We start from the raw sequence: 25,588 nt of genomic DNA, 5'->3' as shown, positions 1-25,588 counted from the left end.
ACCGGACAATTAATCAATACCTTTTATCCCTGGTTAACTTATTATCCTATTTTCATAATCTATAAGCTGACTCAGTCGGTCTTTGTAGCCTGGATGAGTTTTCAGTTTCTTGTTCGCTTTGTAACTTGTTTGCTTAGTTTTTACGGATTACGTTTATTGAAATATTCTGATAAACAGGTGATGATATTTTCTACCTTTTATCTCTTTTCGGGGTATTTCTTGCACAATTCTTATTACCGGGCGGCCGTTGGCGAAACGCTAGCGATGATTTTTCTACCTCTAGTTTTCGTTGGCGTTCGTTTGATAACTTTTGGAGATTACAAGAAATGGTGGATTTTGACTCTTGGGATGCTTGGTTTAGTTTATTCCCATGTCTTATCGGTCCTTTTGGCTTCTGTTGGGATTTTCTTTGCGGTGGTAACTAGTTTTTGGATTTGGGATAATAAAAAAGAACGTGTCCTAGGATTTCTTAAGGCCACCCTTGTCACTCTTAGTATGTCTCTAGCTTTCTTTGTTCCTATGATAGAGCAATTCAAGTATGTCACTCTACGAACGACTTTTAAACCGCTCCTATCAAAGACAGCTTTAAGTCTGGCAGACAACTGGGAGTTGATTCTAAAAAGTGATTTAAGGACTCCATCAGTAAATCTTCTCTATCTCCTGGGCTTATTGCTAAGCCTGATTTTTGCTAAGCGTTTTGTGAAGGATAAGGAAGCTAGAATTTACCTTTTTATTTCTTTTGTTTTGGCCTTTTTGACTTTGAATAGTTTTCCTTGGCAGTTCTTACAGGCAAGTCCAGTGTCCAACCTTCAATTTCCTTGGAGATTATGGAGTTTTGCTCTGCTTTTCTTCAGTTTAGCTTTGGCGAATATTTTAGAAAATATTTCTATAAAGGCATCGACAATACTTGTCTTGTTAGGTCTTTGTCTAAATATGTTTCAGATTGTTACTGTTCAAGATAAGATGACTAAAGCAAAGAATATATTGCCAAGCGATACCAAAGTCACGAGAGAAATGCTGGCCAAGGGAACTTATAAAAATATAAATGGGGATTATACCAATAAAGAAGAGCCTTTTGGCTTTGTCTTTGACAAACACCTTTTCTTGGATAATCAGGAAATCAAGCCATTCATCAGCCGTTCTCCCAACGAGCTAGTACTTACGGTGACCAACGAGTCTAAAGAATCTAAGGTCTTGTCGTTGCCAGTTTTCTACTACAAAGGACAAGAAGCAAGGATTGATGGGAAGCGAGTAACCACTTACTTAGCTAAGGAAAAGAATCCAACTAATCTAGTCTTACCACCAGGTAAACATGGTGTTGTTTTGACCTATAGCTATACTACAGTTGCTAAAGTGGCAATGAGTGTTTCAACTATTAGTCTTTTGGTTTTTATTGGTTATTTGTATAGAGTGAAGAAAGATGACTAAAAAGGAGCCTGCGGGTTTCTTTTTTTGTCTGTTTTACTAGAGGGTGGGCCTTTTGATATAATAGGTCAAGGTGATTTATTTGGAATGAAGACCTTTGGTTCCGATAAAAGAAGGATATATCATTTCATAGTTTAGATAAGAGAAGGGAGTAAATAGATGATAAAACCTATCGTAAAGGATATCTTTTTCCTTGGACAAAAATCGACAGAAGCGACTAAAGAAGACCTCTATTTGGCTAAAGATTTGCGTGATACATTGGAGTTTCATAAGGATGCCTGTGTGGGTATGGCTGCCAATATGATTGGAGTTAAAAAGCGTGTCATTATCGTAAATATCGGTTTTGTTAATCTAGTCATGTTTAATCCTGTTTTAGTCAGCAAATCCTCACCTTTTCAAACAGAGGAGTCTTGTTTATCTTTAGAAGGAAGTCGTCCAACCAGACGTTATGAGTCGATTGAGGTAGCTTATTTAGATGAACAATGGATGCCTAAACAGTTAAGTTTTTCTGGCATGCCAGCTCAAATTATTCAACATGAATTGGACCATTTGGAGGGTATTATTATTTAGATAGCCTAGCTCAAGCGTTGTTAGGTTTTAGAGTCCAAAGCCTTAATAATCACAGTTACGTGAGTGAGAGTGGAAAAAAATATTCTTTTTCACTCTTTTTTAGTTCTCATAGGAACTTTTTTCTTGACAATAGTTCTCATAGAAACTAAAATAGTTTTCATGAGAATTATTTAAGGAGGAGCTTGCAATGCATGGAAAAGATCCTTTTAGTGACTTCAGAGAATTCATCAATACCATGGAATCTCGCGTGCAAGAGTTAGGTAAAGCGTATGGCGTTGAGCATTTAGCTGGCCCGCAAGGATTTGCTGTCAAGTATTTGTCTGACAACCAAGATAAGGAAATTTTTATCAAAGATATCGAGAAAAGACTATCTATTTCCAAGTCAGTGGCTAGTAATTTGGTTAAACGTATGGAGAAAAATGGTTTTGTTGAATTGGTGACATCTGACAAGGACAAACGCTACAAGTATGTTCATCTGACAGATTTGGGTAAAAAGAAGGCCCAAGATGTCGGACATTTCCGAGAGGCTATCCATGAACAGTTGTTAGATGGTATTTCGAAAGAAGATGCTGAAACAGCTTTTCGAGTCTTTCACCAAATTCGCAAGAATTTAGAGAAAAATAAGGAGTAACTTATGTTTAAAATTTTTAAACGTTTGACGGCAAAAGAGTTAAGTATGATTGTCTTAGCTGTGATATTTGTTTGTTTGAACGTCTATCTAAACTTGAAAATTCCAGACTATATGTCTGACATTACAACCCTCTTATCAACCAAGGGGACTAAGGCGTCGGATATTTTTGCTTGGAATACGGATGCCCCAGGGATGCGAATGCTTTTAATGTCCTTTGCGGGTTTTATGGCCTCTGTAGTGGTTGGTTTTCTAGCTGCCAGAACAGCAGCTAGTTTTACCACTCGTCTTCGTGATGATATCTTCCATCAGGTTCTAGATTTTTCGGATGCCGAGATTAAGAAATTCTCTATTCCTAGTCTTTTGACCCGCACGACAAATGATATTACACAATTACAGATGGTACTGACCATGGGGTTACAGGTTATTACACAGGGACCTATTATGGCAATCTGGGCTATTACAAAGATTGCTGATAAAAATGGGAATTGGCTTCTTGCCTTGCTTGTCGCTGTGGCCGTAATTGCCATTCTCATGCTCTTCCTCTTGATTATGGTCATGCCTAAGCAACGCTTGATTCAAACGTTGACAGATAAACTCAATAGTGTGACGCGTGAATCTCTTACTGGAATTCGTGTGGTGCGTGCCTATAACGCTGAGAGTTATCAAGAGGATAAATTTGAAAAGGCCAATACTGATTTGACCCAAAACAATCTTTTCATCGGTCGTTCTTTTGCCTTACTGACGCCGGTGATGACTGCTGTATCAAGTGGTTTGACGCTAGCTATTTATTGGATTGGTGCGCATCTGATTGAAGATGTTAAGATTCCAACAGATCCAACTAAGATTGCTGCTGCCATGGAAAATAAAATCCATCTCTTCTCAGATATGGTGGTTTACTCATCTTATGCTATGCAGGTTGTTATGGGATTCATGATGATGATTGTTGTCTTCTTCCTTCTTCCACGAGCAGTTGTAGCAGCTGGACGTATCAATGAAGTTCTAGATACCCAATCTTCAGTCTCTTACCTTGAAAATAGTTCTGAAAAACCTAAAGACGTGGGCACTGTCGAATTCGATGATGTTTCTTTCCGTTATTCTGAAACTTCAGAGCCTGTTTTGGAGCATGTTAGCTTCAAAGCTAAAAAGGGTGACACGGTTGCCTTTATTGGTTCGACTGGATCTGGTAAATCAACGCTTGTCAACCTTATCCCACGATTTTATGATGCCACGCAAGGAACTATCAAGGTTGACGGTGTGGATGTACGACATTATGATCACGAAACCTTGCACAATATAGTCGGTTATATTCCACAAAAGGCTGTGCTTTTCTCAGGTAATATCACGTCAAATATGACAATGGGAATGAGCAATAATAGTCCTCTAGATGACGCTAAAATTTGGGAAGCTCTCGAATTGGCTCAAGGAAAAGACTTTGTTGAAAATAAAGAAGGCCAACTTAAGGCAGAAGTGGCTCAAGCGGGGTCTAACTTCTCAGGTGGCCAGAAGCAACGTTTGGCTATTGCGCGTGCACTTGCCCGTAAGCCTGAAATCTTGATTTTTGACGATTCCTTCTCAGCTTTGGACTATAAGACCGATCGTAAACTGCGTCAAGAATTGTCTGAAAAAACACAAGATATGACCAAGTTGATTGTTGCTCAACGTATCTCTACTATTATGGATGCTGATCAAATCTTGGTACTTGATCAAGGTAAAGTAGTCGGGCAAGGAACCCACAAGGAACTCTTGGCTAACAATGAGGTTTACCAAGAAATTGCTTATTCACAATTGTCTAAGGAGGAGTTAGAAAATGGAAAATAAGCCAAAAACATCGTCCTATAAACGCTTAAAACCCTATATTAAAGGTTTCCCAATTCCTTTTGTCCTTGCGATTGTTGGAGCAATTATTTCAGCAGTCATTACAGTTATTGGACCAGATAAGCTTAAAGAAATTACCAATACTATTACTGAAGGTATTACACCTACCAAAATGGGGACGATTCCAGGTATTGATTTGGATAAGGTGACAAGTATTGCTATGACCTTGGCTGTTCTCTATGCCATTTCAGCGATTGTGGGTTACTTACAAAGCTTTACGGTTGCGACGGTTACCCAACGCTTTTCCCAACGTTTCCGTACAGCTATCCAAAAGAAAATCAACAGTGTTCCCCTTAATTATTTTGACAGTCATTCTCAAGGGGACACCCTCTCTCGTGTGACTAATGATGTTGACCTTTTGGGACAATCTCTTAGTCAAGGTCTGGGTACCCTAATTACTTCAAGTGTTCTCTTGGTCGCAGTCATTATTATGATGTTTTACTCAAATGTCACTATGGCTTTCACTGCGATTGGTTCTGTCTTGATAGGATTTGTTCTAGTAGCCTTCATCATGGGTTTCTCACAACCCCTTTTCAAACGTCAACAAGAAAATTTGGCTAACATTAATGGATATATTGAAGAAATCTACACAGGTCAAGCAGTTGTAACGAGTTACAATGCATCTGAAGAAAGTAGTCAAGCTTTCAAGGAGCTTAATGATAAGCTCTATAAATCGATGTGGCAATCTCAGTTTATCTCAGGTATTATGATGCCACTTATGATTTTCATTGGGAACTTTGGTTACGTCATGGTCTGTCTTGTGGGAGCTATTAAGGTTATTGATGGTAGCTTGACTATTGGTGATGTGGTGGCTTTCATGACTTATGTTCGTATTTTCTCACAACCTCTTTCTCAAATTGCACAAGGGATTACACAGCTCCAGTCAGCCACTGCAGCTATTGGTCGTATCTTTGAATTTTTGGAAGAAAAAGATATGGATGACGAATCAAGTAAGACAGCTGAATTGACAGATACTAAAGGTCAAGTTGTCTTTGATCATGTTTCCTTTGGTTATACTCCTGAAAAGACTATTATTCATGATTTTTCAGCTCTTGCTAAGCCAGGTCAAAAGATTGCGATTGTTGGTCCAACAGGTGCTGGTAAGACGACTATTGTTAACTTGCTTATGAAGTTCTATAACATCGATCAAGGCCATATCACCATTGACGGTGTGGATACTGGCGATATGAAACGTGAAACTGTCCATGACCAATTCTCTATGGTGCTTCAGGACACTTGGCTCTTTGAAGGTACTATTCGTGATAATTTAATTTACAACCAAGAAAATATCTCTGACGAGCAAGTTATTGCTGCAGCCAAGGCTGTCGGTGTTCACCACTTTATCACCACACTTCCAAAAGGTTATGACACTTATTTGGATGATTCTGTGACATTATCAGTTGGTCAGAAACAGCTCTTGACCATTGCACGTGCCCTTCTGAAGGATGCCCCTCTTCTTATCTTGGATGAAGCGACATCATCTGTTGACACCAGAACAGAAGAATTAATTCAAAAAGCCATGGACAAACTTATGGAAGGTCGGACTTCCTTTGTCATTGCTCACCGCTTATCAACTATTAGAAATGCTGATCTTATCCTTGTGATGAAAGATGGGAATATTATTGAACAAGGAAATCATGATGAGCTCATGGCAGCAGATGGTTTCTATGCTGATCTTTATAATAGTCAATTTACAGAAGAAGTTGCCTAAACTTTTCTTATAAAATTATAAGATTTTACAAAAAACCATAGAACGTATGACTGTCAGTCATGCGTTTTGTGTTATACTGAAAAAAACAGACAGATTAGGAGATTAAGATGCAATATCGCAAAGCAAGACTAGACGAAGTTCAGGAAGTGGCACAAGTATGTGCAGATGCCTTTGAAGATTATCCCTATCTTTCAATGATTGCCAGTAATTTAAAGAAGCCTGAACAGTATGAGGAATTTGTCTTAGCCTTGCAGGAAATGTTGGTGCGTTTAGCTATAAAGATGGATTCGTGTTTGGTGGCTGAAAAGGATGGTCGCATTGTTGCGGCAGCTATTTTACAGCATCAGACGGTGTCTATGCTTAACTATCTCCAGAACGGAGCGACCAAGCTTTTCCGTTTCATAAGCATTACTAAGTTGTTCAAGTATTTTAACTTCGTTGAAGAGTCTGAAAGACATCTGGAAGATTCTGCAGAATACGACTGGTACTTGATGATGTTGGCGGTGACTCCAGATTATCAAAGAAAAGGGATAGGGAGTCGTTTCTTGCTTGAAGGGGTTGAACCTTTTGTGCGTAGTACAGGAGGTCACAGTCTTGGTTTGATTACCAATCGCGATTACAATGTACCTTTCTATGAGAAAAATGGCTACAAGCAATGTGGTTATAAGGCTTTGACTTATGAAACACACAAACTAGGTAACTGGCCTTTTGTCAAATCGCTTGATGAATAGCCTTGTGCTATTTAATTAAGATAAGCAAAATGAATCTGGCTTCGGCTGGATTTTTTTCTTAGCCTTAGAGTCCTTCTTGTCTGGCTCATTCCTTATTTTTAAGCCTAACTATGCTATAATTAGGAAACGCTATTAGAGGAGGTTTATATGTCAACTCCAAGTATTTATGGGGAATATGCTCAGTATCTCCCCAAGATTCTACAAGAAATAACAGACCCGATTATTGCGGCTAATATAACTAGCAAAAAAGAAACAGGCTTTAAACTCTATGAACATTTTATTTCACGAATCAAAGAAAGCGATTCTATGCGTGAAAAGTGTCGTAGGAAAAATTTACCTGAAACCAGCCAATCTGCTCTCAAGGAAATTCGTGACAGTATTGGGATTCGAATCGTTTGTGGCTTTGTCGATGATATTTACAAAACTATTGATGTTATCAAGGCTATCCCTGGCGTTTCTATCTATAACGAGAAAGATTACATTTTAAATGCTAAGCCCAATGGCTATCGTTCTTATCACCTCATTTTGGAAATCGAAACCGAGTTTCCAGATGTTCTAGGAAATGAGAGAGGAACCTATTTTGTTGAGGTTCAGTTACGGACCATTGCTCAGGATTCCTGGGCCAGTTTGGAGCATCAGATGAAGTACAAGCACGACATCAAGAATCCAGAAATGATTACCCGTGAGCTTAAGCGTTGTGCGGATGAATTAGCTTCATGTGATTTGACCATGCAGACCATCCGTAACTTAATTCAAGAAGGAGGGGACTAGAATGGCTTTGAAAATTCTACTAGCTGAGGATGAAGAGGCTCTTTCTCGAGTTTATAAGGCAGCCCTAGAGCATCAAGGTTATGAGGTGGATCAAGCATTCAATGGGCAAGAGGCAGTAGACCTAGCTGAACAGAATGCCTATCAAGTGATGATTATGGATATTATGATGCCCATTAAAACAGGTATTGAGGCCCTAAAAGAGATTCGCTCCTCTGGGGATAGGACGCATGTCATTATGTTGACAGCTATGGCTGAAATTGATGATCGCGTGACCGGTCTTGATGCTGGGGCAGACGATTACTTGACCAAGCCAATCTCCCTTAAGGAACTTTTGGCGCGTCTGCGCTCATTAGAACGTCGTGTGAGTGAGAGCTTCACTGCCAAAATTTTGACTCTTGGTTCTGTTCGATTGGACCAAGAGGAGCAGGAGTTGGTAGCTGGAAACGCTATTCGACTTTCAAGCAGAGAGACCAAGTTAATGGCCCACTTCATGCTCAATCCTGCCAAGAAATTAACGACTGAGCACCTTTTTAAGACTATTTGGGAGGATGAGGAAGATGTGGATGAGTCGATTGTCTGGGTCTATATTTCCTATCTGCGTCAGAAATTGCAAGCCATCCAGGCCGACATCAGCATTCTTGGTGAAAAAGGTGGCGACTTTTGCCTTCTCGCCAATTAGAGAGGAGTAGCCCATGTTTAGACGTTTACGACTTCAATTTATTACGATTGCTTCCTTGGCTATCCTCTTTATCTTGGTCTTTACGGTGGGAATCATCAATACTGTAAGGTCCTTTCAGACGGAGCAGGAAATTAGTAAGGTTCTCAACACACTTACAGAAAATAATGGTAGTTTCGGAAAAACGAAAAAAATTGAGACCAATCAAGGGCGTGAAATTCCATCAGATAGTTTTCGTTTTTTCAGCGTGACCTTGTCTGGTGATGAAGTGGTCAGTCAGGACACCAGTCATACTTCCTTGATAAATGATGAAGAGGCCGCTACTTATGCCCGAGAAGCTAGCCGAATGACGAGTACTCTTGGAACCATTAGAGAAAAAAATATTAATCTCAGTTATCAGGTTAGTAAAGTCAGCAAAAATAAGATCCTTGTGGTCTTTCTAGACACGACCTCTTATTATAATTCTTCCCAAGCCTTGTTAAGTCTTTCTATCCTTTTATCAATGTTTGGCTTTATCTTTTTTGTCATCATTGTCAGTGCTTTATCAGGAATTGTCATTCGTCCCTTCATTCGAAACTACGAAAAGCAACGACGTTTTATTACCAATGCTGGTCATGAATTAAAGACACCATTGGCCATTATTTCTGCCAATACGGAATTACAAGAACTCATGACTGGAGAGAACGAATGGACCAAGTCGACGAACGACCAGGTGGCACGTTTGACCACTCTAATCAATTCTCTGGTAGCCCTATCTCGTCTGGAGGAACAGCCGGATATTGTTCTTCAAGATGTCGATTTTTCCTATATTACTGAGGATGCAGCAGAGGACTTTAAGGGGCCTGTCGTCCGAGATGGTAAATCTTTCGTTATGGACATCACACCGGATATTCATGTGAAAGCAGAAGAGAAGTCTCTCTTTGAACTTGTAACCCTCCTTGTGGATAATGCTAACAAGTATTGTGATCCAGAAGGGACAGTAACCGTAAGGCTCCGTCAGATTGGAAGGACACGAAAACGGGCTCGTCTAGAAGTATCGAACACCTATAAAGATGGTAAGGCTGTTGACTATAATAAGTTTTTTGAGCGTTTTTATCGTATTGAAGAATCCCATAATAACAGAGAACACAAAGGTTTTGGTATTGGACTGTCCATGGCCCAAAGCATGGTCAAATTATTTAAGGGGCGTATCTTTGCCTCTTATAAAAATGACACCATCACCTTTACGGTTATCTTGTAAGGATATTTTTTAAATATTTGACTAGGTGAAAACCCTAATTTATGATAAAATAGTAAGGATGAAGATTTAGTGTTTCCTTTGCAAAAAAGAAACCATTTTCCTATCCTAATCATAAAAAGGAGATGCTCGAATGAGCCCCCCTTCACCACCTTAAAAGGCTGGTAATGGACGACTTAGGAAAGATAAATCTCAGCTAAGAATCAAATCATAAAACAAAATAGTTAATAGGGAGAAATCATGGCAGAACCAAAATACAAACGTGTCCTCATTAAGCTTTCAGGTGAAGCTCTAGCTGGTGAACGAGGTGTTGGGATTGATCTTCCAACTGTCCAAGCTATGGCTAAAGAAATTGCTGAAGTAGCGGATTCAGGTATTCAAATTGCTCTAGTTATCGGTGGTGGTAACCTTTGGCGTGGTGAACCTGCAGCTGAAGCAGGAATGGATCGTGTTCAAGCGGACTATACTGGAATGCTTGGAACAACTATGAATGCCCTTGTGATGGCAGATAGTTTGAAACAACTCGGTGTTGATACACGTGTTCAAACAGCGATTGATATGAAATCTGTGGCAGAGCCTTATATTCGTGGTCGTGCCCTTCGTCACCTTGAAAAAGGTCGTATTGTTATCTTTGCAGCAGGTATTGGTTCACCATACTTCTCAACAGACACAACAGCGGCTCTTCGTGCAGCTGAAATCGAAGCTGATGCTATTCTTATGGCTAAAAACGGTGTTGATGGTGTCTACAATGACGACCCTCGTAAAAACGCTGATGCTGTTAAATTTGATGAGTTGACACACGTGGAAGTGATTAAACGTGGTTTGAAAATTATGGATGCCACAGCTTCTACCCTTTCAATGGATAATGACATTGACCTTGTTGTCTTCAACATGAACGAACCAGGAAACATCAAACGTGTTATCTTTGGTGAACAAATTGGAACAACTGTATCTAACAAAGCAGAATCACACAAATAAGAAAGAGAGAATTTATGACAAACGCAATTATTGAAAAAGCAAAAGAACGTTTCGCCCACTCACATGAGTCATTGGCCCGTGAATTTGGATCTATCCGTGCAGGTCGTGCCAATGCATCACTTCTTGACCGTATCACTGTAGAATACTATGGTGCCCCAACACCACTTAACCAATTGGCTTCAATCACTGTTCCTGAAGCACGTGTCCTTTTGATTTCACCATTTGATAAAGGCTCAATCGCTGATATTGAACGTGCAATCAACGAATCTGATCTTGGTATTAACCCAGCTAACGATGGTTCTGTTGTGCGCTTGGTTATCCCAGCACTTACAGAAGAAACGCGTAAAGAGTTGGCTAAAGAAGTGAAAAAAGTCGGTGAAAATGCTAAAATCGCTATCCGTAACATCCGCCGTGATGCTATGGATGAAGCTAAGAAGCAAGAAAAAGACAAAGAAATCACAGAAGATCAATTGAAAGCTTTGGAAAAGGATATTCAAAAAGCAACTGATGATGCTGTTAAGAAGATTGACAGCATGACAGCAGAAAAGGAAAAAGAACTCCTTACTGTTTAATCAATAGAAAAATAAGGAGAGTGGGACAGAAGCAAAAGAGCATGGACTATGTTAGCTTCCTTGTCCGACTCTCTTTTTGAGGAAAAAAGATGAATACATTACTTGGAACAATTATTACTGCCCTAGTAACTGATGAAAATGACAAATTTTATTTTGTTCAAAAGGACGGTGTGACCTTTGCCTTGTCTAAAGAAGAAGGGGAACACGCCATTGGTGACATGGTGACAGGTTTCGCCTATACAGATAGCAAGCAAAAATCACGTCTGACTCAAAAAGAAATCAAAGCCACTCATGATTCTTACGATTGGGGAGAGGTCACTGAAGTTCGTAAGGATTTGGGTGTCTTTGTAGATGTGGGAATTCCAGATAAGGAGATTGTTGTCTCTCTTGATGTTTTGCCCGAACTCAAAGAGCTTTGGCCTAAGAAAGGCGACAAGCTTTATATCAAACTCGATGTTGATAAAAAAGACCGTATTTGGGGGCTTCCTGCTGAACCTGAGGTCTTTCAACGTATGGCTGGTCCTGCTTACGATAATATGCAAAACCAAAAATGGCCAGCCATTGCCTACCGTCTCAAACTCTCAGGAACCTTTGTTTATCTACCAGAGAATAACATGCTTGGTTTCATCCATCCATCAGAACGTTATGCAGAGCCACGCTTAGGTCAGGTCCTTGAAGCGCGTGTGATTGGGTTCAGAGAAGTTGACCGTACCCTCAATCTTTCACTTAAACCACGTTCTTTTGAAATGCTTGAAAATGATGCTCAGATGATTTTGACTTATTTAGAGAGCAATGGTGGCTTCATGACGCTTAATGACAAGTCATCACCAGCAGATATCAAGGCAACCTTCGGTATTTCTAAGGGACAATTTAAGAAAGCTTTAGGTGGTCTGATGAAGGCTAAAAAAATCAAACAAGACCAGTTTGGAACAGAATTAATCGGTTAGGAGAAGGCATGAGAAAATCCTTTTATACTTGGCTGATGGCCCAGCGTAATCCAAAGTCCAATGAACCAGTAGCAATCTTGGCTGACTTGGCTTTTGAAGATTCAACCTTCCCGAAGCATACTGATGACTTCGAAGAAGTCAGTCGTTACTTGGAAGATCAAGCTAGCTTTTCCTTTAATCTGGGGCAGTTTGACCAGATTTGGGAAGATTATCTGGCTCATTAATAGCGACTAAGTCTACGATAAGCATAATGACTTTTAGCATTTTCTTTAAAAAGTAATTACCATTTGAATTGGTATGAATTGTTACAATTTTTTACAAATATCTCAGCTGTTTTTCAATAAATTAGGCTTGTTACAACTAGTTAGTAATTGCTTTAAAGTGCAGTAAATCACCCCTTTTTTGACAAAAAGTGTGGTATTATTGTAGGTGTTAAAATTGTTAAAAAAGGAATGAATTATACATGTTATCAAAATCTAAAACAACAAAGGCACTTCTTTACTCGACCGCAGCACTTTCACTTTTTGCTGCAAGTCACGTACATGCCGATGAAACTTCAAACTGGGCAGCACGTTCAGTAGATCAAATCAAAGCAGATATCGCTGTAAGTGATAACCAACAAACTTATACAGTTCAATACGGTGATACTTTGGGAAGTATCGCTGAAGCAATGGGTATCGATGTGAATGTTTTGGCTAACATCAATCAAATCACAAACATTGATTTGATTTACCCTGGAACAGTCTTGACAGCAACTTACAATGCTGATAATCAAGCTGTCTCTGTTAAAGTTGAAGCTCCAGCTTCAGAAACATCAACTACACCTGTAGTTGCAGAAGCTAATTTGACAACTAACGAAGTGACTGTCAATGGTCAATCTGTAGTTGCAGCGGACTTGACAGCTCCAGTTGAAACAGTAAGCACAACAGCTACTCAAGCACCTGCTACAGAAGAATCAACTCAAGCTGTTTCAGAAGTAACAGAAGCTATCGCATCAGCATCAGAAGCACCAGCATACGCAGAAACTGAACAACCAGTTGCTGATGCTATTGATCATGTCACTGCGTCAGCAGAAGCTACACCTGAAGCAGAAACTACTCCAGCTGCTGAAACACCAGCACAGCCTGAAGTAAAAGAAGAAGCTCCAGCGGCAGAGCAACCAGCAGCAACATCAGAAGCGTCTTCAGAAGCACCAGCGACTTCTGAAGCGCCAGCAGAGCAACCAGCAGCAACATCAGAAGCTGTTTCAGAGGCACCAGCTGCTTCAGAAGCGCCAGCAGAACAACCAGCGGTAGAACCAGCAGCAACATCAGAAGTGGCATCAGAAGCACCAGTAGCTTCAGAGGCACCAGCAGCACAACCTGCATCAACGAATACACTTCCAACGGATCCACACCTTCAACCACAAGCTGAAGCTTTCCGTCAAGATGTAGCGGCACAATTTGGTCTTACTGATATCGGTGGTTACCGTGAAGGTGATCCACAAGACCATGGTAAAGGACTTGCCGTTGACGTTATGGTACCAGTTGGTTCAGAGGTTGGTAATCAAGTCGCTCAATATGCTGTAGACAATATCTCAAATGCAGGTATCTCATATGTCATCTACAGACAACAATTCTACGCACCAGTAGATAATATCTACGGACCAGCTAACACATGGAACCAAATGCCAGACCGTGGTAGCGTTACTGAAAACCACTATGACCACGTTCACGTGTCATTTAATGAATAAGTCAGAATAATAAAAAGTCACGCCTGGCGTGATTTTTTTGATATAATGGAGAAAAATACGAAAGAAAGAGGAACTCTATTTGCAAGAGTATTCTGTTGAAATTACCCTAAATCACCCAGATGATGTCTTGTCACTTTTTGGGACCAATGAGCGCCATCTAAAACTTATCGAGGAAAACCTAAATGTTATTATTCATGCTCGAACAGAGCGTGTGCAAATCCTTGGTGATGACGAGGAAAGTGTTGAATTGGCCCGTTTGACCATTCAAGCCCTCCTTGTTTTGGTGGAGCGTGGAATGCTAGTCAACACTTCAGATGTTGTCGCAGCCTTAACCATGGCTCAAGATGGTTCGATTGATAAGTTTGTTGCTTTATATGAAGAAGAGATTATCAAGGACAACAGTGGTAAGCCTATCCGAGTGAAGACTTTAGGACAAAAGGTCTATGTTGATAGTATCAAAAATCATGATGTGGTCTTTGGGATTGGTCCAGCTGGTACAGGGAAGACCTTTTTAGCGGTTACCCTTGCGGTTACAGCCCTTAAACGTGGTCAAGTTAAACGTATAGTTCTGACACGTCCAGCAGTTGAGGCAGGAGAGAGTCTTGGTTTCTTGCCTGGTGATCTCAAGGAAAAGGTGGATCCTTACCTTCGTCCTGTTTATGATGCCCTTTATCAAATTCTTGGTAAGGAGCAAACGACCCGCCTTATGGAACGTGAAATTATTGAGATTGCCCCCCTCGCTTATATGCGTGGTCGTACCCTAGAGGATGCCTTTGTTATCCTTGATGAGGCACAAAATACAACCATCATGCAAATGAAGATGTTCTTGACTCGTCTTGGTTTTAATTCTAAGATGATTGTCAATGGGGACATGAGTCAGATTGACTTGCCACGTCGTGTTAAATCAGGCCTTGTCGATGCCATGGAGAAATTGAAAGGAATCAAGGCTATTGATTTTGTTCACTTCTCTGCTAGCGATGTCGTACGTCACCCAGTTGTAGCTGATATCATTAATGCCTATGAAAAAGATGCACCTAAGCTTGACTTTGAGGGAAAATCAGAGGAAGCAAACAAGGTTGAAGAAGAAGTAGCGTCAGGATTGACTGAATACCCAGTTATTGGTGCTGAGGATCTTAAAAAATAAATAGCTAAAAAGAGGTTTGAGAATATGTGTTCTCAACCTCTTTTCCTTTGTAGTCATGTTATCAGCTTTTCCCCTATTTTTGGTAAAATAGTATTGAAGAATGGGGCAATAAGGAGGGAAAAAGTATGACTAGGGCAAAAAAATGGAAGATTGCTATCATTGTATTACTTGGACTTGTTGCGACAGTCTTGATAGCCATAGGAGAGGGAAGATTTTGGAAGTATCAAGAGAACTATATTCCAGACGGCACTTATCAGATGATAAAATACGAGGATAAATCGGCATATTCCAATGAATTGATAAATTGGACTGAGCGAGGAGAGAATAATGATAGCTTATATGAGGATTTTATAGTTGTTGAGAATATGAAATCTCAATTTTATTATGTTTTTGTGGGGGATGGGGAACCTTTTGTCTCACCATTTGAGCATGATGAAAAGCTCCCACAGACTTTTGACCCACGTACAGGGACTTTGAAACAGGATCTAACAGTCTCTGAATATGAAGCTCTAGTGATTTCTCATATAGATAAGATTTCTAAAAAGGGAGAGGAGTATTCAAGAGTAAAAGAAGTATCTGTTCAAAGGTGTGTAGACGATTATAAAAAAATGTTGAAGCAAAAAAGAACTTATGAAAAGCGCCCTAATGGTCTCGTTCTGACTGTTTATGCTAATGATGGACATATTGAGTCGCGTAGAACTTTTAAACGATTGAGCTCAGAGGAAGCCAAAGGGGTCAAAAGTGGTTATGATAGGGATTATGAGCATGCCTTGAAGTATTATAATTATTCAAGGCATGATGGGGATTATCTCATCTGGCGTTGAACCACTTACCGAGCAAGCAGCTCTTTTCTATCGAGAATCATAGCCTAATGATTTATTAAAAAACCTTACAGTCTTTATGATAATTGTCAAATACTATTTCACCATTTATTTTGGTACAATAGAACGGTAGACCAATAAAAAAGGAGATTATTATGAACCAGCAAGAGTGGATTGAGTACTTTGAATTAGTCAACGGTCGCAAACCAACTCCCGCAGAGTTAGCTCAAGCTCAAGCAGCAGGCGAGTTTATCCTTGAACGACCTAACCCTAACGTCTTTGGCTCAAATGGACAAGCGACGGAGCAAAGACCAATTAAGCCAGCTGAACCTGTGATAACGATGACACAGCAGCCACAGTTTGCCCAAACAACAGCAACCTTCCAACAAGTCGTACCTACTAAAAAAGGTATGTCTAAGAAAACTAAGATTATTTTGGCATCAGTCTTTGGTTCCTTGGCAGCGATTTTACTTATCGTTGGAGGCTACTCACTATGGCGTTACCAATCAGGTAAGATTGCAGATGGAACATATGAGGTAGTTTCTTTCTCTCGTTATGATGAAGACAAAGATAAAATGGTTGACGGCATAGATGAATACAAGAACGAGGATTTGGAGTTTCAGTCTTTTGTAGTTGTAAAGAATAATCAATCTAGAACCTACAATTTAGTAGAGAGTGACAATAAATCATATGTTAGTTTGATGGACTATGAGATAGATGTTCCTCAGGTATTTGATCCGTGGAATAAAACACAAAGTCAAGTTTTAAATGCGGATCAAGTCGAAGATGTCACAAAAGACTTCATGAAAAAGATGAGAAAAGACTATTCCTTCTATACCAAAGAGGCAGCTGACAAAGTCGTTAAAAAAACAACAAGAGAATATAAAGATACCTTGAAGGAAAAACGTACTTATGTCAAGCATGGTGATGAATACACTCTGACTACTTATGATAAAAAAGGGAAGCTTCAGTCACGTATTACTTATAAACGTATGAGTAAGGGAGACGCTGAGGAGCGCTGGGATGACTATAAGGATGCCATCAAAGATTATAAGAAAGATTTGAAGACTTATAGTGATCAGTATGATGACTTCAAGGATTACTATGATTATGGTTATGGCTACGATTACGGCTATGGCTATGGTAATGACTATGGTGATACCTATGGCGGATATAATGATGGTAAGAATAGTGGATCAAAATCAGATTCAAGCGATAGTAGTAAAAAATCTAGTGATAAAATTTAATCAGCCAATGATGTAAATGAGTAAAGTGGTACAAGAAGGAGAGCCAAAACTCCATCTTGGTACCGCTTTATTTTTATGAAAATAGTCAAATAGCTTTGGAGTATTTTTTCTGGTAGAATGGAAGTATCAATGAAAAAGGGGATTTTTATGAACGAAAAAGAGTGGTTAGATTATTTCGAAACAATCAATAATCGTAAGCCGACAGAGGAAGAAATCCAACAAGCAAAAGCTAATGGGGAATTTATTTCTCAAGAGTCTAAGGGCGAGGGTGTTAATCCACAGCAAGTTCAGTTGAGTGACCAAGTGACACAAGCCGTTTCACAAGTTGCTCCTGCTAAGACAGGCTTGTCTAAGAAAGCTAAAATTATTATTGCTTCTGTAGTGGGGGCGATTGTCCTAGTTGCGCTTTCATTTGGTGGCTATGCATTTATGCACCTACAAGGTGGTAAAATACCTGAAGAAACCTATCTGCTTGAAACTTATCGCTTTTACCATAAAGATAAGAAGAAAATGGTTGATGGTATGGAATCTTTCAAGGAAAGTGGTCTAGAGGCTCATGATTTTGTTAAAGTCAAAGGTAATAATGTTAAATTTTATTTTTATACCTTAGCTGGCGGGAACAATCTGGTTGACTTTACGGACTATGATACTGACGAAGCATACCGTCCAGATGCTTGGTCAGGAACGCTTAAACCAACCATGTCACTATCTGAATATACCAAAGTCATTGACCAAGCGGTAGATAATCAATACAAAATAAGTGAATATCGAACTCAGGCTGATAACGATGAAAGTAAAAAGATTTACGTTAAATCCTACAAAGAGTCTCTTGAAGAAACCGTTCGATACAAGGTTAAGGGTGATAGATTGATTGTTACAACTTATAATAAGAAAGGCAAACTTATTGAAGAAAGAAGTTTCAAACGCCTATCAGGGGATGACGTGAAGAAATTAGATTATGACTATGAACGTGATGTTAGAGTTGATAAAAAGCGCTTCCAAAACTAGTAATGTTTAAAACCAGCTTAGCTGGTTTTTTTAGTGTTCAAAACGTGCTATAATAAGATGTTATATCATCAGTGTTTGCCCATTTGTTAACACATGAAAGGAAATTAAAATGACAAAAACATTCTACATCACAACACCTATCTATTACCCATCTGGTAAATTACATATTGGTTCTGCCTATACGACCATTGCTTGTGACGTCTTAGCACGTTACAAACGTATGATGAACTATGATGTCTTCTACCTTACTGGGCTTGATGAACATGGCCAAAAGATTCAACAAAAGGCTGAAGAAGCAGGAATCACACCACAAGAGTATGTGGACGGTATGGCTGTTGGTGTTAAGGACCTCTGGCAACTTTTGGATATCTCATACGATAAATTCATCCGTACGACTGATGATTATCATGAAAAAGTTGTTGCTCAAGTTTTTGAGCGTCTCTTGGAACAAGGAGATATCTATCTTGGTGAATACTCAGGTTGGTACTCAGTTTCTGATGAAGAATTTTTCACTGAAAGTCAGTTGGCAGAAGTTTACCGTGATGAGCAAGGTAATGTCATTGGTGGGGTAGCTCCATCAGGACATGAAGTAGAGTTGGTTTCTGAAGAATCATATTTCTTTAAACTCAGCAACTACGCAGACCGTTTGACTGCCTTCTTTAAAGAACACCCAGAATTTATCCAACCTGATGGTCGTATGAATGAAATGCTGAAAAACTTCATCGAGCCAGGTTTGGAAGATTTGGCTGTATCACGTACAACCTTTACTTGGGGAGTAAAAGTACCATCAGATCCAAAACACGTGGTTTATGTGTGGATTGATGCTCTTATCAACTATATCACTGCCCTTGGTTATGGTCAGGATGAGCATGGTAACTTTGATTTATTCTGGCAAAATGATGAAAACCACGAAATCATCCACATGATTGGTAAGGATATCCTTCGTTTCCACTCAATCTACTGGCCAATCATCCTTATGGCTCTTGATTTGCCATTACCTACACGTCTTGTTGCCCACGGTTGGTTCGTCATGAAAGACGGTAAGATGTCTAAGTCTAAAGGAAACGTAATCTATCCAGAAATGTTGGTAGAGCGTTTTGGTCTTGATCCACTCCGTTACTACCTCATGCGTAGTCTTCCAGTCGGTTCAGATGGTACCTTCACACCAGAGGACTATGTGGCTCGTATCAACTACGAATTGGCTAACGACCTTGGAAACCTCCTCAACCGTACAGTTGCCATGATTAACAAGTATTTCGGTGGTCAAGTGCCTGCCTATGTTGAGAACGTTACAGACTTTGATGCTGATTTGGCTAAGGTTGTGGCTGAGAATATCGAAGAATTCCACAAACAAATGAATGCTGTAGATTTCCCACGTGCCTTGGACGCTGTTTGGAATATCATTTCACGTACCAATAAGTATATCGATGAAACAGCTCCTTGGGTCCTTGCCAAAGAAGATGGTGACAAGGAACAATTGGCAGCGGTTATGGCTCACTTGGCGGCTAGCCTTCGTGTGGTAGCCCACCTCATCCAACCATTCATGATGACAACTTCAAATGCCATTATGGAACAACTTGGATTGCCAGTAGTATTTGACCTTGAAAATCTTGAACTTTCTGGCTTCCCAGAAAATGTGACAGTCGTTTCAAAAGGAACTCCAATCTTCCCACGTCTGGACATGGACGAAGAGATTGTCTACATCCAATCTCAAATGAACTCAGGCAAACCTCAAGAGAAGGAATGGAACCCAGAAGAGGTCGAACTTAAGTCTGAAAAAGACCAAATTAAATTTGACGACTTTGACAAGGTTGAAATCCGTGTCGCTGAAGTTAAAGAAGTAGAAAAAGTCGAAGGTTCAGACAAATTGCTTCGCTTCCGTCTTGATGCTGGTGACGGTGAAGATCGTCAAATCCTCTCAGGTATCGCTAAATTCTATCCAAACGAACAAGAATTGGTCGGTAAGAAACTTCAAGTCGTGGCTAATCTCAAACCACGTAAGATGATGAAGAAATATGTCAGCCAAGGTATGATTCTTTCCGCAGAACATGACGGCAAACTCACAGTCTTGACAGTAGATCCATCGGTTCCAAACGGAAGTGTGATTGGGTAAAATATCATAAAAAATAGTTTTTCAATTTTTTGAATTGGGAAACTGTTTTTTACTAATCTTCAGTTGTGAGTAAAGCGCTTGAAACAGATCTTTGTTGAGTGCTCGAAAGTTTTGCTTCCTTAAAATCGGAATGATCTACTCTTAAGGAAAGTCTTAAGAGGACCTAGTGTATAAGAAAACGAGTTCAGTCGAACTCGTTTTTTTATACACTATATTTCAATAAATGCTTAATGCGTTCCACACTTTCATCAGGTCCATAAGCATTTGGGTATCGGTCTAGTTTACCGATAGCGTCAAGGTCTGCTTGGTCTAGGTGGAAGTCAAAGCTATTAAAGTTTTCCTTCATTCGTTCGATATGGGTAGTTTTAGGGATGGTCAGAATGCCTTGCTGGGTTTGCCATCTGAGGATGACCTGGGCAACTGTCTTGCCATGTTTTTCAGCAATAGCAGTCAGAGTTGGGTCCTCAAAAATACCATCCTCTCCTCTATGAAAAGGAGCCCAGGCTTGCGTTAGGGTGCCAAATTCCTTATCAGCTTTCTGGATCAGTTTGTGTTGTTTATAGGGATGCAACTCGATTTGATTGACTGCTGGAATGACCGGTGTCTGCAAGGCAAAATCCGCCAAACGCCCTGTTGAGAAGTTAGAAACACCAATGGCTCTAATAAGTTCTTCATGCTTAAGCTCAATCATAGCACGCCAGGCACCATGTAAGTCGCCAAAAGGTTGATGAATCAAATATAAATCAAGATAGTCAGTATCTAGTTTGCGAAGTGTTTCTTTTAGGGCTAATTTGGTGTCTTCATAGCCAAGCTGGCTAATCCAGGCCTTACTAGTCAGGAAAATCTCCTCGCGAGGGATACCAGATGCCTTAATGGCACGTCCCACGGCTTCCTCATTTCGATAAAGGCTAGCAGTATCAATCAATCGATAGCCTACAGAAAGAGCATCTTCAACGGCTTTTTGACATTCTTTTTGATCGAAAATTTGCCAGACACCAAAACCAAGCACGGGTATTTTGATGCCATTATTAAGTGTTTGAAATTCCATTTTCTTCTCCTTAGTGGTGGGGTAGTAAGCTATCCTGAATTTCCTCGATAAATGCTTGAATAATTGCGGATTGTTTCTGTTTATTATTGGTCACAAAACCCAAGGTGTGCTTTGGACTGTTCTTTAGTGGAAGTAAAACAATTTGGTCCTTAATGAAACTATTAACAATACCGAGGCCAGAAGCGTAACTATCTGAGGCACAGAGCAAATTCATGACACTGCCTCGGTCATTACTGTAAATCACTTGTTGGTCAGGCAGAACCTCGAGAGGATCTTCGTCAAAATGGATTCCAGAGCTTTCTTGACGAAAGCGGACCTGTGGGTATCCCTCTAAATCTTTGAGGTTAAGGGATTTTTTGTTAGCTAGGGGATGTTGGCGACCTAAGAAAATCTTAGTTTCAAACTCTCCGAGTGGGGTGAAAGTCAGATCCATGTGTTGGAAACTGCGTTCAAGGATATGGTCATTGTCTTCATCTAGATAAATAATCCCCAGATCACTTTCGAAGCTCTCAACGCTTTTGAGAATCTTCCTAGTCGTTGTTTCAATCAGTTGAAATTCTTGATAATCACTACGAAAACGTTGGGCAATGTGAGCCATGGGAAGTGATAAGAAATCGTAGTGGTGACTGGCAACAGTGAATGATTTCTTGAATGATTTACGGTAACGTCCTTCTAGGAGATCTAACTCTCCAAGAATACGTTTTGCGTATTTGAGAAAATCATGACCGTCATCAGTTAGTTTGGCTCCTGTATTGGAACGCTCAAAGAGTTGGACACCAAGTTCTTCCTCTAAGTCACGGATGGATGCTGAGAGATTGGGCTGAGTCAAAAAGAGTTTTTTAGCAGCCTTACTAAAAGACCCTGTTTCAGCGATAGTCTGAACATAGCGACATTGTTGAAAATTCATAAGCATCCCCTTTAAAAAATATGATTGTAGGTCATATTATAACAAAATGAGAAGTCTAAAATCAGCAAAATTCTGATAGGAATAGATGAAGACCTGATATGAAATTTCTATGAATAAATCGTTTTTAATTATGGAAATTGAGATAAGTCGTAAGAAAGCAGTTCTGACAAATGAAAAAACTGCATCCACAGGTTAGACACTGAAAATCTAACTTATGGGATGCAGTTTGAAATATTAATCATTAAGATATCTAATGGCTTTCAATTTTTTAGGACGAATAAGGAAGAGTCCTAGGGCAATTAAAGGTAGCCAGAAAATGAAATTCCAGATACTTGTAGCTGGTGCAGCCTGTGTTGATTGCGAGATAAGGACACTACCAAAATCAATCAAAAAGTGCAGAATAATAGTCCACCAGAGGCTACCGGTACGTAGGTAAATAGCAGCAAAGAATATGCCTATAGCTGTTGCATAATAAACTTGGAACAGGGTAGCGTTCAAGGGCTGGTGAGTAAGATTTCCGAGATGGGCCAATCCAAAAAATATGGCAGACAAGAAAACGACTCCTAAAACCTGTTTTGAAGATCTAATACCATCTTGAAAGGCGAGCTTAAGGAAAAGTCCACGAAAAAAATATTCCTCAAAAAAACCGGCTCCTAAGGCAATAATCAAGGCAGTTCCTATCATGTGAGGTGCTTTACTGATACCCAAAGCAACCGCAGAAAGAAAGAAAAAATCTGCCAAAAGAACCAACCAACAAACACTTAGGGTTTCAGACCAACTTATCTTTTTTGTCGATTTGATCTTTAATCCGAGGCGTCTCTGTACGATGAAATAGTACACACACATAAGGCCAAGCGTTTTAATGAGATAAGCTATATTCTCAGGCAGAGGCCTAAGAATCAAACGAAGTACAAGGTTCGCTAAAATAATACTAATCCCAAGAAGGATCAGCAATCTCATTTCTTTTTTTGTCATTGAAAAGTCCCCCAACTTTCTTAACATTTTTTTCAAGCATACGACGAAAAACGCTTAAAGTCAAGGTCTTGAAGGTGTTTTTTATGTGTTTTTAGTTATGAAGAGGCCAGTTCTTGATGACCTGCTTCTAATAGAAAGCCTATTCTATCGTTGAAACAGTTTATTATGAGAAATAAATGAACAGTTATAAGAAAGTATTAAGTAAAAACTCTGTAAAATCCTTACGAATTACTCTTTATTGTAAAGAAATGATTAAAATATAACAAAAGTGTGTCAAATTTTAAAAACATGTAGCAAATATATAATTTTTTTTTCAGAAAGCTATTGCCAAATTTTGAAAATCACGGTAGTATATTAAACGGTGAAGAAAATAGGTTAATAAAATGTTAACCAAGAAGGAGAAAGTGTAAATGAAAGTCAATCCATTTAAAACAACATTGTATTCAAGCGTATTGCTTGCAGGACTTGCAGCTACAAGTGTAGCAGCTGCAGATGAAGCTAAAGATGTAGCAACAACTACTGATACTGATGCAACTGTATCAAATACAGCTACAGAATCAAGTGCTAATCTTGTTAAAACAACAGGAGATGCAGCAGTTGTCACTACAGTACCTGGAACAGAAGAAAAAACTACTACTGAAACAGATACTACTGTAAAAACAACAACTAAAGCTATTGCTGAAGTTTCAAATCCTGACTTCAATAATGCTGTTGAAGCTGCAACAACGACATCAGCAGCATCAAAAGATTCTGCTGATGTTAAAGCTGTTCAAAATCAAGCAGCTAAAGATGCTCAAGAAGCTTCAAATACAGTTGTTTCTGAAAATAAATTGACTCGTGAAGAAGCTGATGCAGCTCTTACATCTGCTAAAGCAAATGTTGTTGCAACAGGGGGATTCACAGCTACAGAAGAAGCAGGTGTTAAACACACTAGCGTTGAAGCTGCTAACAATGACAATAAAGTTCAAACAACAGCTTTGACAACTGCGGTTTCAGAATATAAACAAAAACTTGCAGATTACAAGACACAATTGGATAAATACTACCAAGACGTTCTTGCTTATGCTGCTTGGGAAAAAGCTTATAAAGAATACACTGGTGGAACAACTGCTCGTCTTTTGACAAAAGGATTGGCTGAAAATGCTACTGGTTTAATCTATAAAACAGAATCTGATGCTACAATGACTGTTGAAAACTCAGCAGGTTCTGTTGACTACTTGGATAAAACAATCCAATCAGGTCACTCAGTAGATGACATTCTTGAACAATTCAATACATCTCGTTACATTCCAAGTGACTTCAGTGCCGCTAATGGTTCACAATACACTATCAATGCTGACGGTGAATATACTGAAGATGTATGGTTGAAGATGGCTACAGGTCAAACATTGACTGTAACATACAACAACCTAAACGGAACATCATTCAATGGTACTCCAGTTAAAAAAATCGTTGCAACTTACACTTTGGTAGAAACACCAAGTACAGATGGTTCAGCCATTGTTAAGTTGTACCACGATCCAACTAAGACACTTTTCATTGGTTCACAAACTGACGACACTAACAAAAAACTTCACGTTAAGATGAACTTGAACTTCTTTGATTCTGAGTCATCAGTGACACCACTTGATTTGTCTAAGAACGGATCAGTTTTGAGTATCTCATCACTTAACCACTGGAACACTGAGCTTGGAAACCACATCGAAAAAGTTGGTTTGAATGGTAATGAATACGTTCAAATTCCTGGTTCATCTATCACTTTGCATGAAGATGGTTATGCTTATGCAACAAACGATAACGAATTTGTGGCTAACGGTTCACGCTTTAACAGTGACCCAACAGTTGATCCAACAACTGGTGAAGTTACAGATGAAGGTTGGGATGCAATTAACCCAGATGGAACACCTCGTACGAAGAATGCCTACTATGGTGCTGCTGCAACAATCTTCAAGGGTGAACCAATGGACTTCATCGTAAGCGGAAATAATCTTAACGTTCCAACTGCTTACTGGTTCGCAACTAACTCAACAGTAGTTGTTCCTGAATTGCCAGAAGAACCAAACAAACCTGTTCTTCCAAATACTGTTTCAGCAAAAGTTACTTACCACAAAAACTTTGTATCTGTTGAAGAAACAACTGAGAAACCAAAACCTCAAGTACCAACAACTCCAACAGAACCTACACCAGGTAAACCTGTAACACCAACATCAGTACCTGTAAAAGAAGAAGCTCCAGCTCTTCCATCTACTGGTGAAAAATCAACAGCAGCTTCTGCAGCAGCAGGTGCAGCTATGGTGACATCAGCTTTGGCCTTGTTCGGTATCTCAACTTACAAACGTAAACACTAAGATAATACATAAAAAAGCTAGGAAATTTCCTAGTTTTTTTAGTTTGATAAATTGCAAGAATAAGTGCAACATTTACTCGAACTCATCCTCTAGAGCTTCACAAGCAGTTCTGTAAGCTAAA

General features: G+C 39.5%; 23 protein-coding genes. 20 read left to right on the top strand and 3 right to left on the bottom strand.

Annotated features, from left to right (window positions below):
- Positions 1-180: 180 nt before the first annotated feature.
- From H7T93_RS07075 to metG, 19 genes are all read left to right on the top strand, one after another.
- Complete coding sequence (locus H7T93_RS07075; protein ID WP_260314200.1) at positions 181-1,428, top strand: YfhO family protein; 1,248 nt, start codon at positions 181-183, stop codon at positions 1,426-1,428.
- 156 nt (positions 1,429-1,584) lie between these two features.
- The gene (locus H7T93_RS07070; protein WP_139724742.1) at positions 1,585-1,995 is read left to right on the top strand and encodes a peptide deformylase; all 411 of its coding nucleotides are present in this window, start codon (positions 1,585-1,587) and stop codon (positions 1,993-1,995) included.
- Between the two features lie 187 nt (positions 1,996-2,182).
- On the top strand, positions 2,183-2,626 hold the full coding sequence (locus H7T93_RS07065) for a MarR family winged helix-turn-helix transcriptional regulator (RefSeq protein ID WP_070839705.1): 444 nt from the start codon (positions 2,183-2,185) through the stop codon (positions 2,624-2,626).
- A 3-nt stretch (positions 2,627-2,629) separates the two neighbouring features.
- Positions 2,630-4,444 carry an ABC transporter ATP-binding protein gene (locus tag H7T93_RS07060; protein WP_070839708.1) on the top strand — a complete coding sequence of 605 codons (1,815 nt, stop codon included), beginning with the start codon at positions 2,630-2,632 and terminating at the stop codon, positions 4,442-4,444.
- Positions 4,434-6,212 (top strand): ABC transporter ATP-binding protein, encoded by a 1,779-nt coding sequence (locus tag H7T93_RS07055; RefSeq protein WP_195520172.1) that lies wholly within the window; start codon positions 4,434-4,436, stop codon positions 6,210-6,212. The genes H7T93_RS07060 and H7T93_RS07055 overlap by 11 nt, the downstream gene beginning before the upstream one ends.
- Positions 6,213-6,319: 107 nt before the next feature.
- Entirely contained in the window at positions 6,320-6,943 is a 624-nt protein-coding gene (locus H7T93_RS07050; protein WP_195520171.1) for a GNAT family N-acetyltransferase, read from the top strand.
- Positions 6,944-7,090: 147 nt separating this feature from the next.
- Positions 7,091-7,714, top strand: coding sequence for a GTP pyrophosphokinase family protein (locus H7T93_RS07045; RefSeq protein WP_013990132.1), 624 nt, complete (start codon positions 7,091-7,093; stop codon positions 7,712-7,714).
- A gap of 1 nt (position 7,715) precedes the next feature.
- Positions 7,716-8,393 carry a response regulator transcription factor gene (locus tag H7T93_RS07040; protein ID WP_014633969.1) on the top strand — a complete coding sequence of 226 codons (678 nt, stop codon included), beginning with the start codon at positions 7,716-7,718 and terminating at the stop codon, positions 8,391-8,393.
- Between the two features lie 13 nt (positions 8,394-8,406).
- Positions 8,407-9,630, top strand: coding sequence for a sensor histidine kinase (locus H7T93_RS07035; RefSeq protein WP_059749077.1), 1,224 nt, complete (start codon positions 8,407-8,409; stop codon positions 9,628-9,630).
- A 237-nt stretch (positions 9,631-9,867) separates the two neighbouring features.
- Positions 9,868-10,605, top strand: coding sequence for a UMP kinase (pyrH, locus tag H7T93_RS07030; protein ID WP_002885551.1), 738 nt, complete (start codon positions 9,868-9,870; stop codon positions 10,603-10,605).
- Positions 10,606-10,619: 14 nt separating this feature from the next.
- The gene (frr, locus tag H7T93_RS07025; protein WP_002885567.1) at positions 10,620-11,177 is read left to right on the top strand and encodes a ribosome recycling factor; all 558 of its coding nucleotides are present in this window, start codon (positions 10,620-10,622) and stop codon (positions 11,175-11,177) included.
- A gap of 89 nt (positions 11,178-11,266) precedes the next feature.
- Positions 11,267-12,124 (top strand): RNA-binding virulence regulatory protein CvfB, encoded by an 858-nt coding sequence (gene cvfB / locus H7T93_RS07020; protein ID WP_201041714.1) that lies wholly within the window; start codon positions 11,267-11,269, stop codon positions 12,122-12,124.
- An 8-nt stretch (positions 12,125-12,132) separates the two neighbouring features.
- Positions 12,133-12,348, top strand: a complete 216-nt coding sequence (locus tag H7T93_RS07015; RefSeq protein WP_002885591.1) for a YozE family protein — start codon at positions 12,133-12,135, stop codon at positions 12,346-12,348.
- A 239-nt stretch (positions 12,349-12,587) separates the two neighbouring features.
- Entirely contained in the window at positions 12,588-13,856 is a 1,269-nt protein-coding gene (locus H7T93_RS07010) for a LysM peptidoglycan-binding domain-containing protein (protein ID WP_021144621.1), read from the top strand.
- A 79-nt stretch (positions 13,857-13,935) separates the two neighbouring features.
- Positions 13,936-15,000, top strand: coding sequence for a PhoH family protein (locus H7T93_RS07005; RefSeq protein ID WP_021144620.1), 1,065 nt, complete (start codon positions 13,936-13,938; stop codon positions 14,998-15,000).
- Between the two features lie 125 nt (positions 15,001-15,125).
- Positions 15,126-15,824, top strand: coding sequence for a hypothetical protein (locus H7T93_RS07000; protein WP_022496241.1), 699 nt, complete (start codon positions 15,126-15,128; stop codon positions 15,822-15,824).
- 152 nt (positions 15,825-15,976) lie between these two features.
- On the top strand, positions 15,977-17,068 hold the full coding sequence (locus tag H7T93_RS06995) for a hypothetical protein (RefSeq protein WP_195918136.1): 1,092 nt from the start codon (positions 15,977-15,979) through the stop codon (positions 17,066-17,068).
- Between the two features lie 129 nt (positions 17,069-17,197).
- Positions 17,198-18,076, top strand: coding sequence for a hypothetical protein (locus tag H7T93_RS06990; protein ID WP_195918137.1), 879 nt, complete (start codon positions 17,198-17,200; stop codon positions 18,074-18,076).
- A gap of 109 nt (positions 18,077-18,185) precedes the next feature.
- Positions 18,186-20,189 carry a methionine--tRNA ligase gene (gene metG / locus H7T93_RS06985; RefSeq protein WP_195918138.1) on the top strand — a complete coding sequence of 668 codons (2,004 nt, stop codon included), beginning with the start codon at positions 18,186-18,188 and terminating at the stop codon, positions 20,187-20,189.
- A 202-nt stretch (positions 20,190-20,391) separates the two neighbouring features.
- Here the strand turns inward: metG and H7T93_RS06980 are convergent, their stop codons facing one another.
- The 3 genes from H7T93_RS06980 to H7T93_RS06970 form a co-directional block, all read right to left on the bottom strand.
- Positions 20,392-21,237, bottom strand: coding sequence for an aldo/keto reductase (locus H7T93_RS06980; protein ID WP_175057422.1), 846 nt, complete (start codon positions 21,235-21,237; stop codon positions 20,392-20,394).
- A 10-nt stretch (positions 21,238-21,247) separates the two neighbouring features.
- Complete coding sequence (locus H7T93_RS06975) at positions 21,248-22,144, bottom strand: LysR family transcriptional regulator (RefSeq protein ID WP_175057423.1); 897 nt, start codon at positions 22,142-22,144, stop codon at positions 21,248-21,250.
- A 234-nt stretch (positions 22,145-22,378) separates the two neighbouring features.
- The gene (locus H7T93_RS06970) at positions 22,379-23,119 is read right to left on the bottom strand and encodes a CPBP family intramembrane glutamic endopeptidase (RefSeq protein WP_201041713.1); all 741 of its coding nucleotides are present in this window, start codon (positions 23,117-23,119) and stop codon (positions 22,379-22,381) included.
- Between the two features lie 410 nt (positions 23,120-23,529).
- On the opposite strand from H7T93_RS06970, the gene H7T93_RS06965 reads away from it, so the two are divergent.
- Positions 23,530-25,467 (top strand): GbpC/Spa domain-containing protein, encoded by a 1,938-nt coding sequence (locus H7T93_RS06965; RefSeq protein ID WP_201041712.1) that lies wholly within the window; start codon positions 23,530-23,532, stop codon positions 25,465-25,467.
- Positions 25,468-25,588 lie beyond the last annotated feature (121 nt).

The sequence above is a fragment of the Streptococcus sp. 9.1 genome, from assembly GCF_016648815.1.
In the GTDB taxonomy this organism is placed as follows: domain Bacteria; phylum Bacillota; class Bacilli; order Lactobacillales; family Streptococcaceae; genus Streptococcus; species Streptococcus salivarius_E.
Note: the sequence above shows the minus strand (reverse complement) of the source record. Positions and strands in the feature narration are given on the sequence as shown.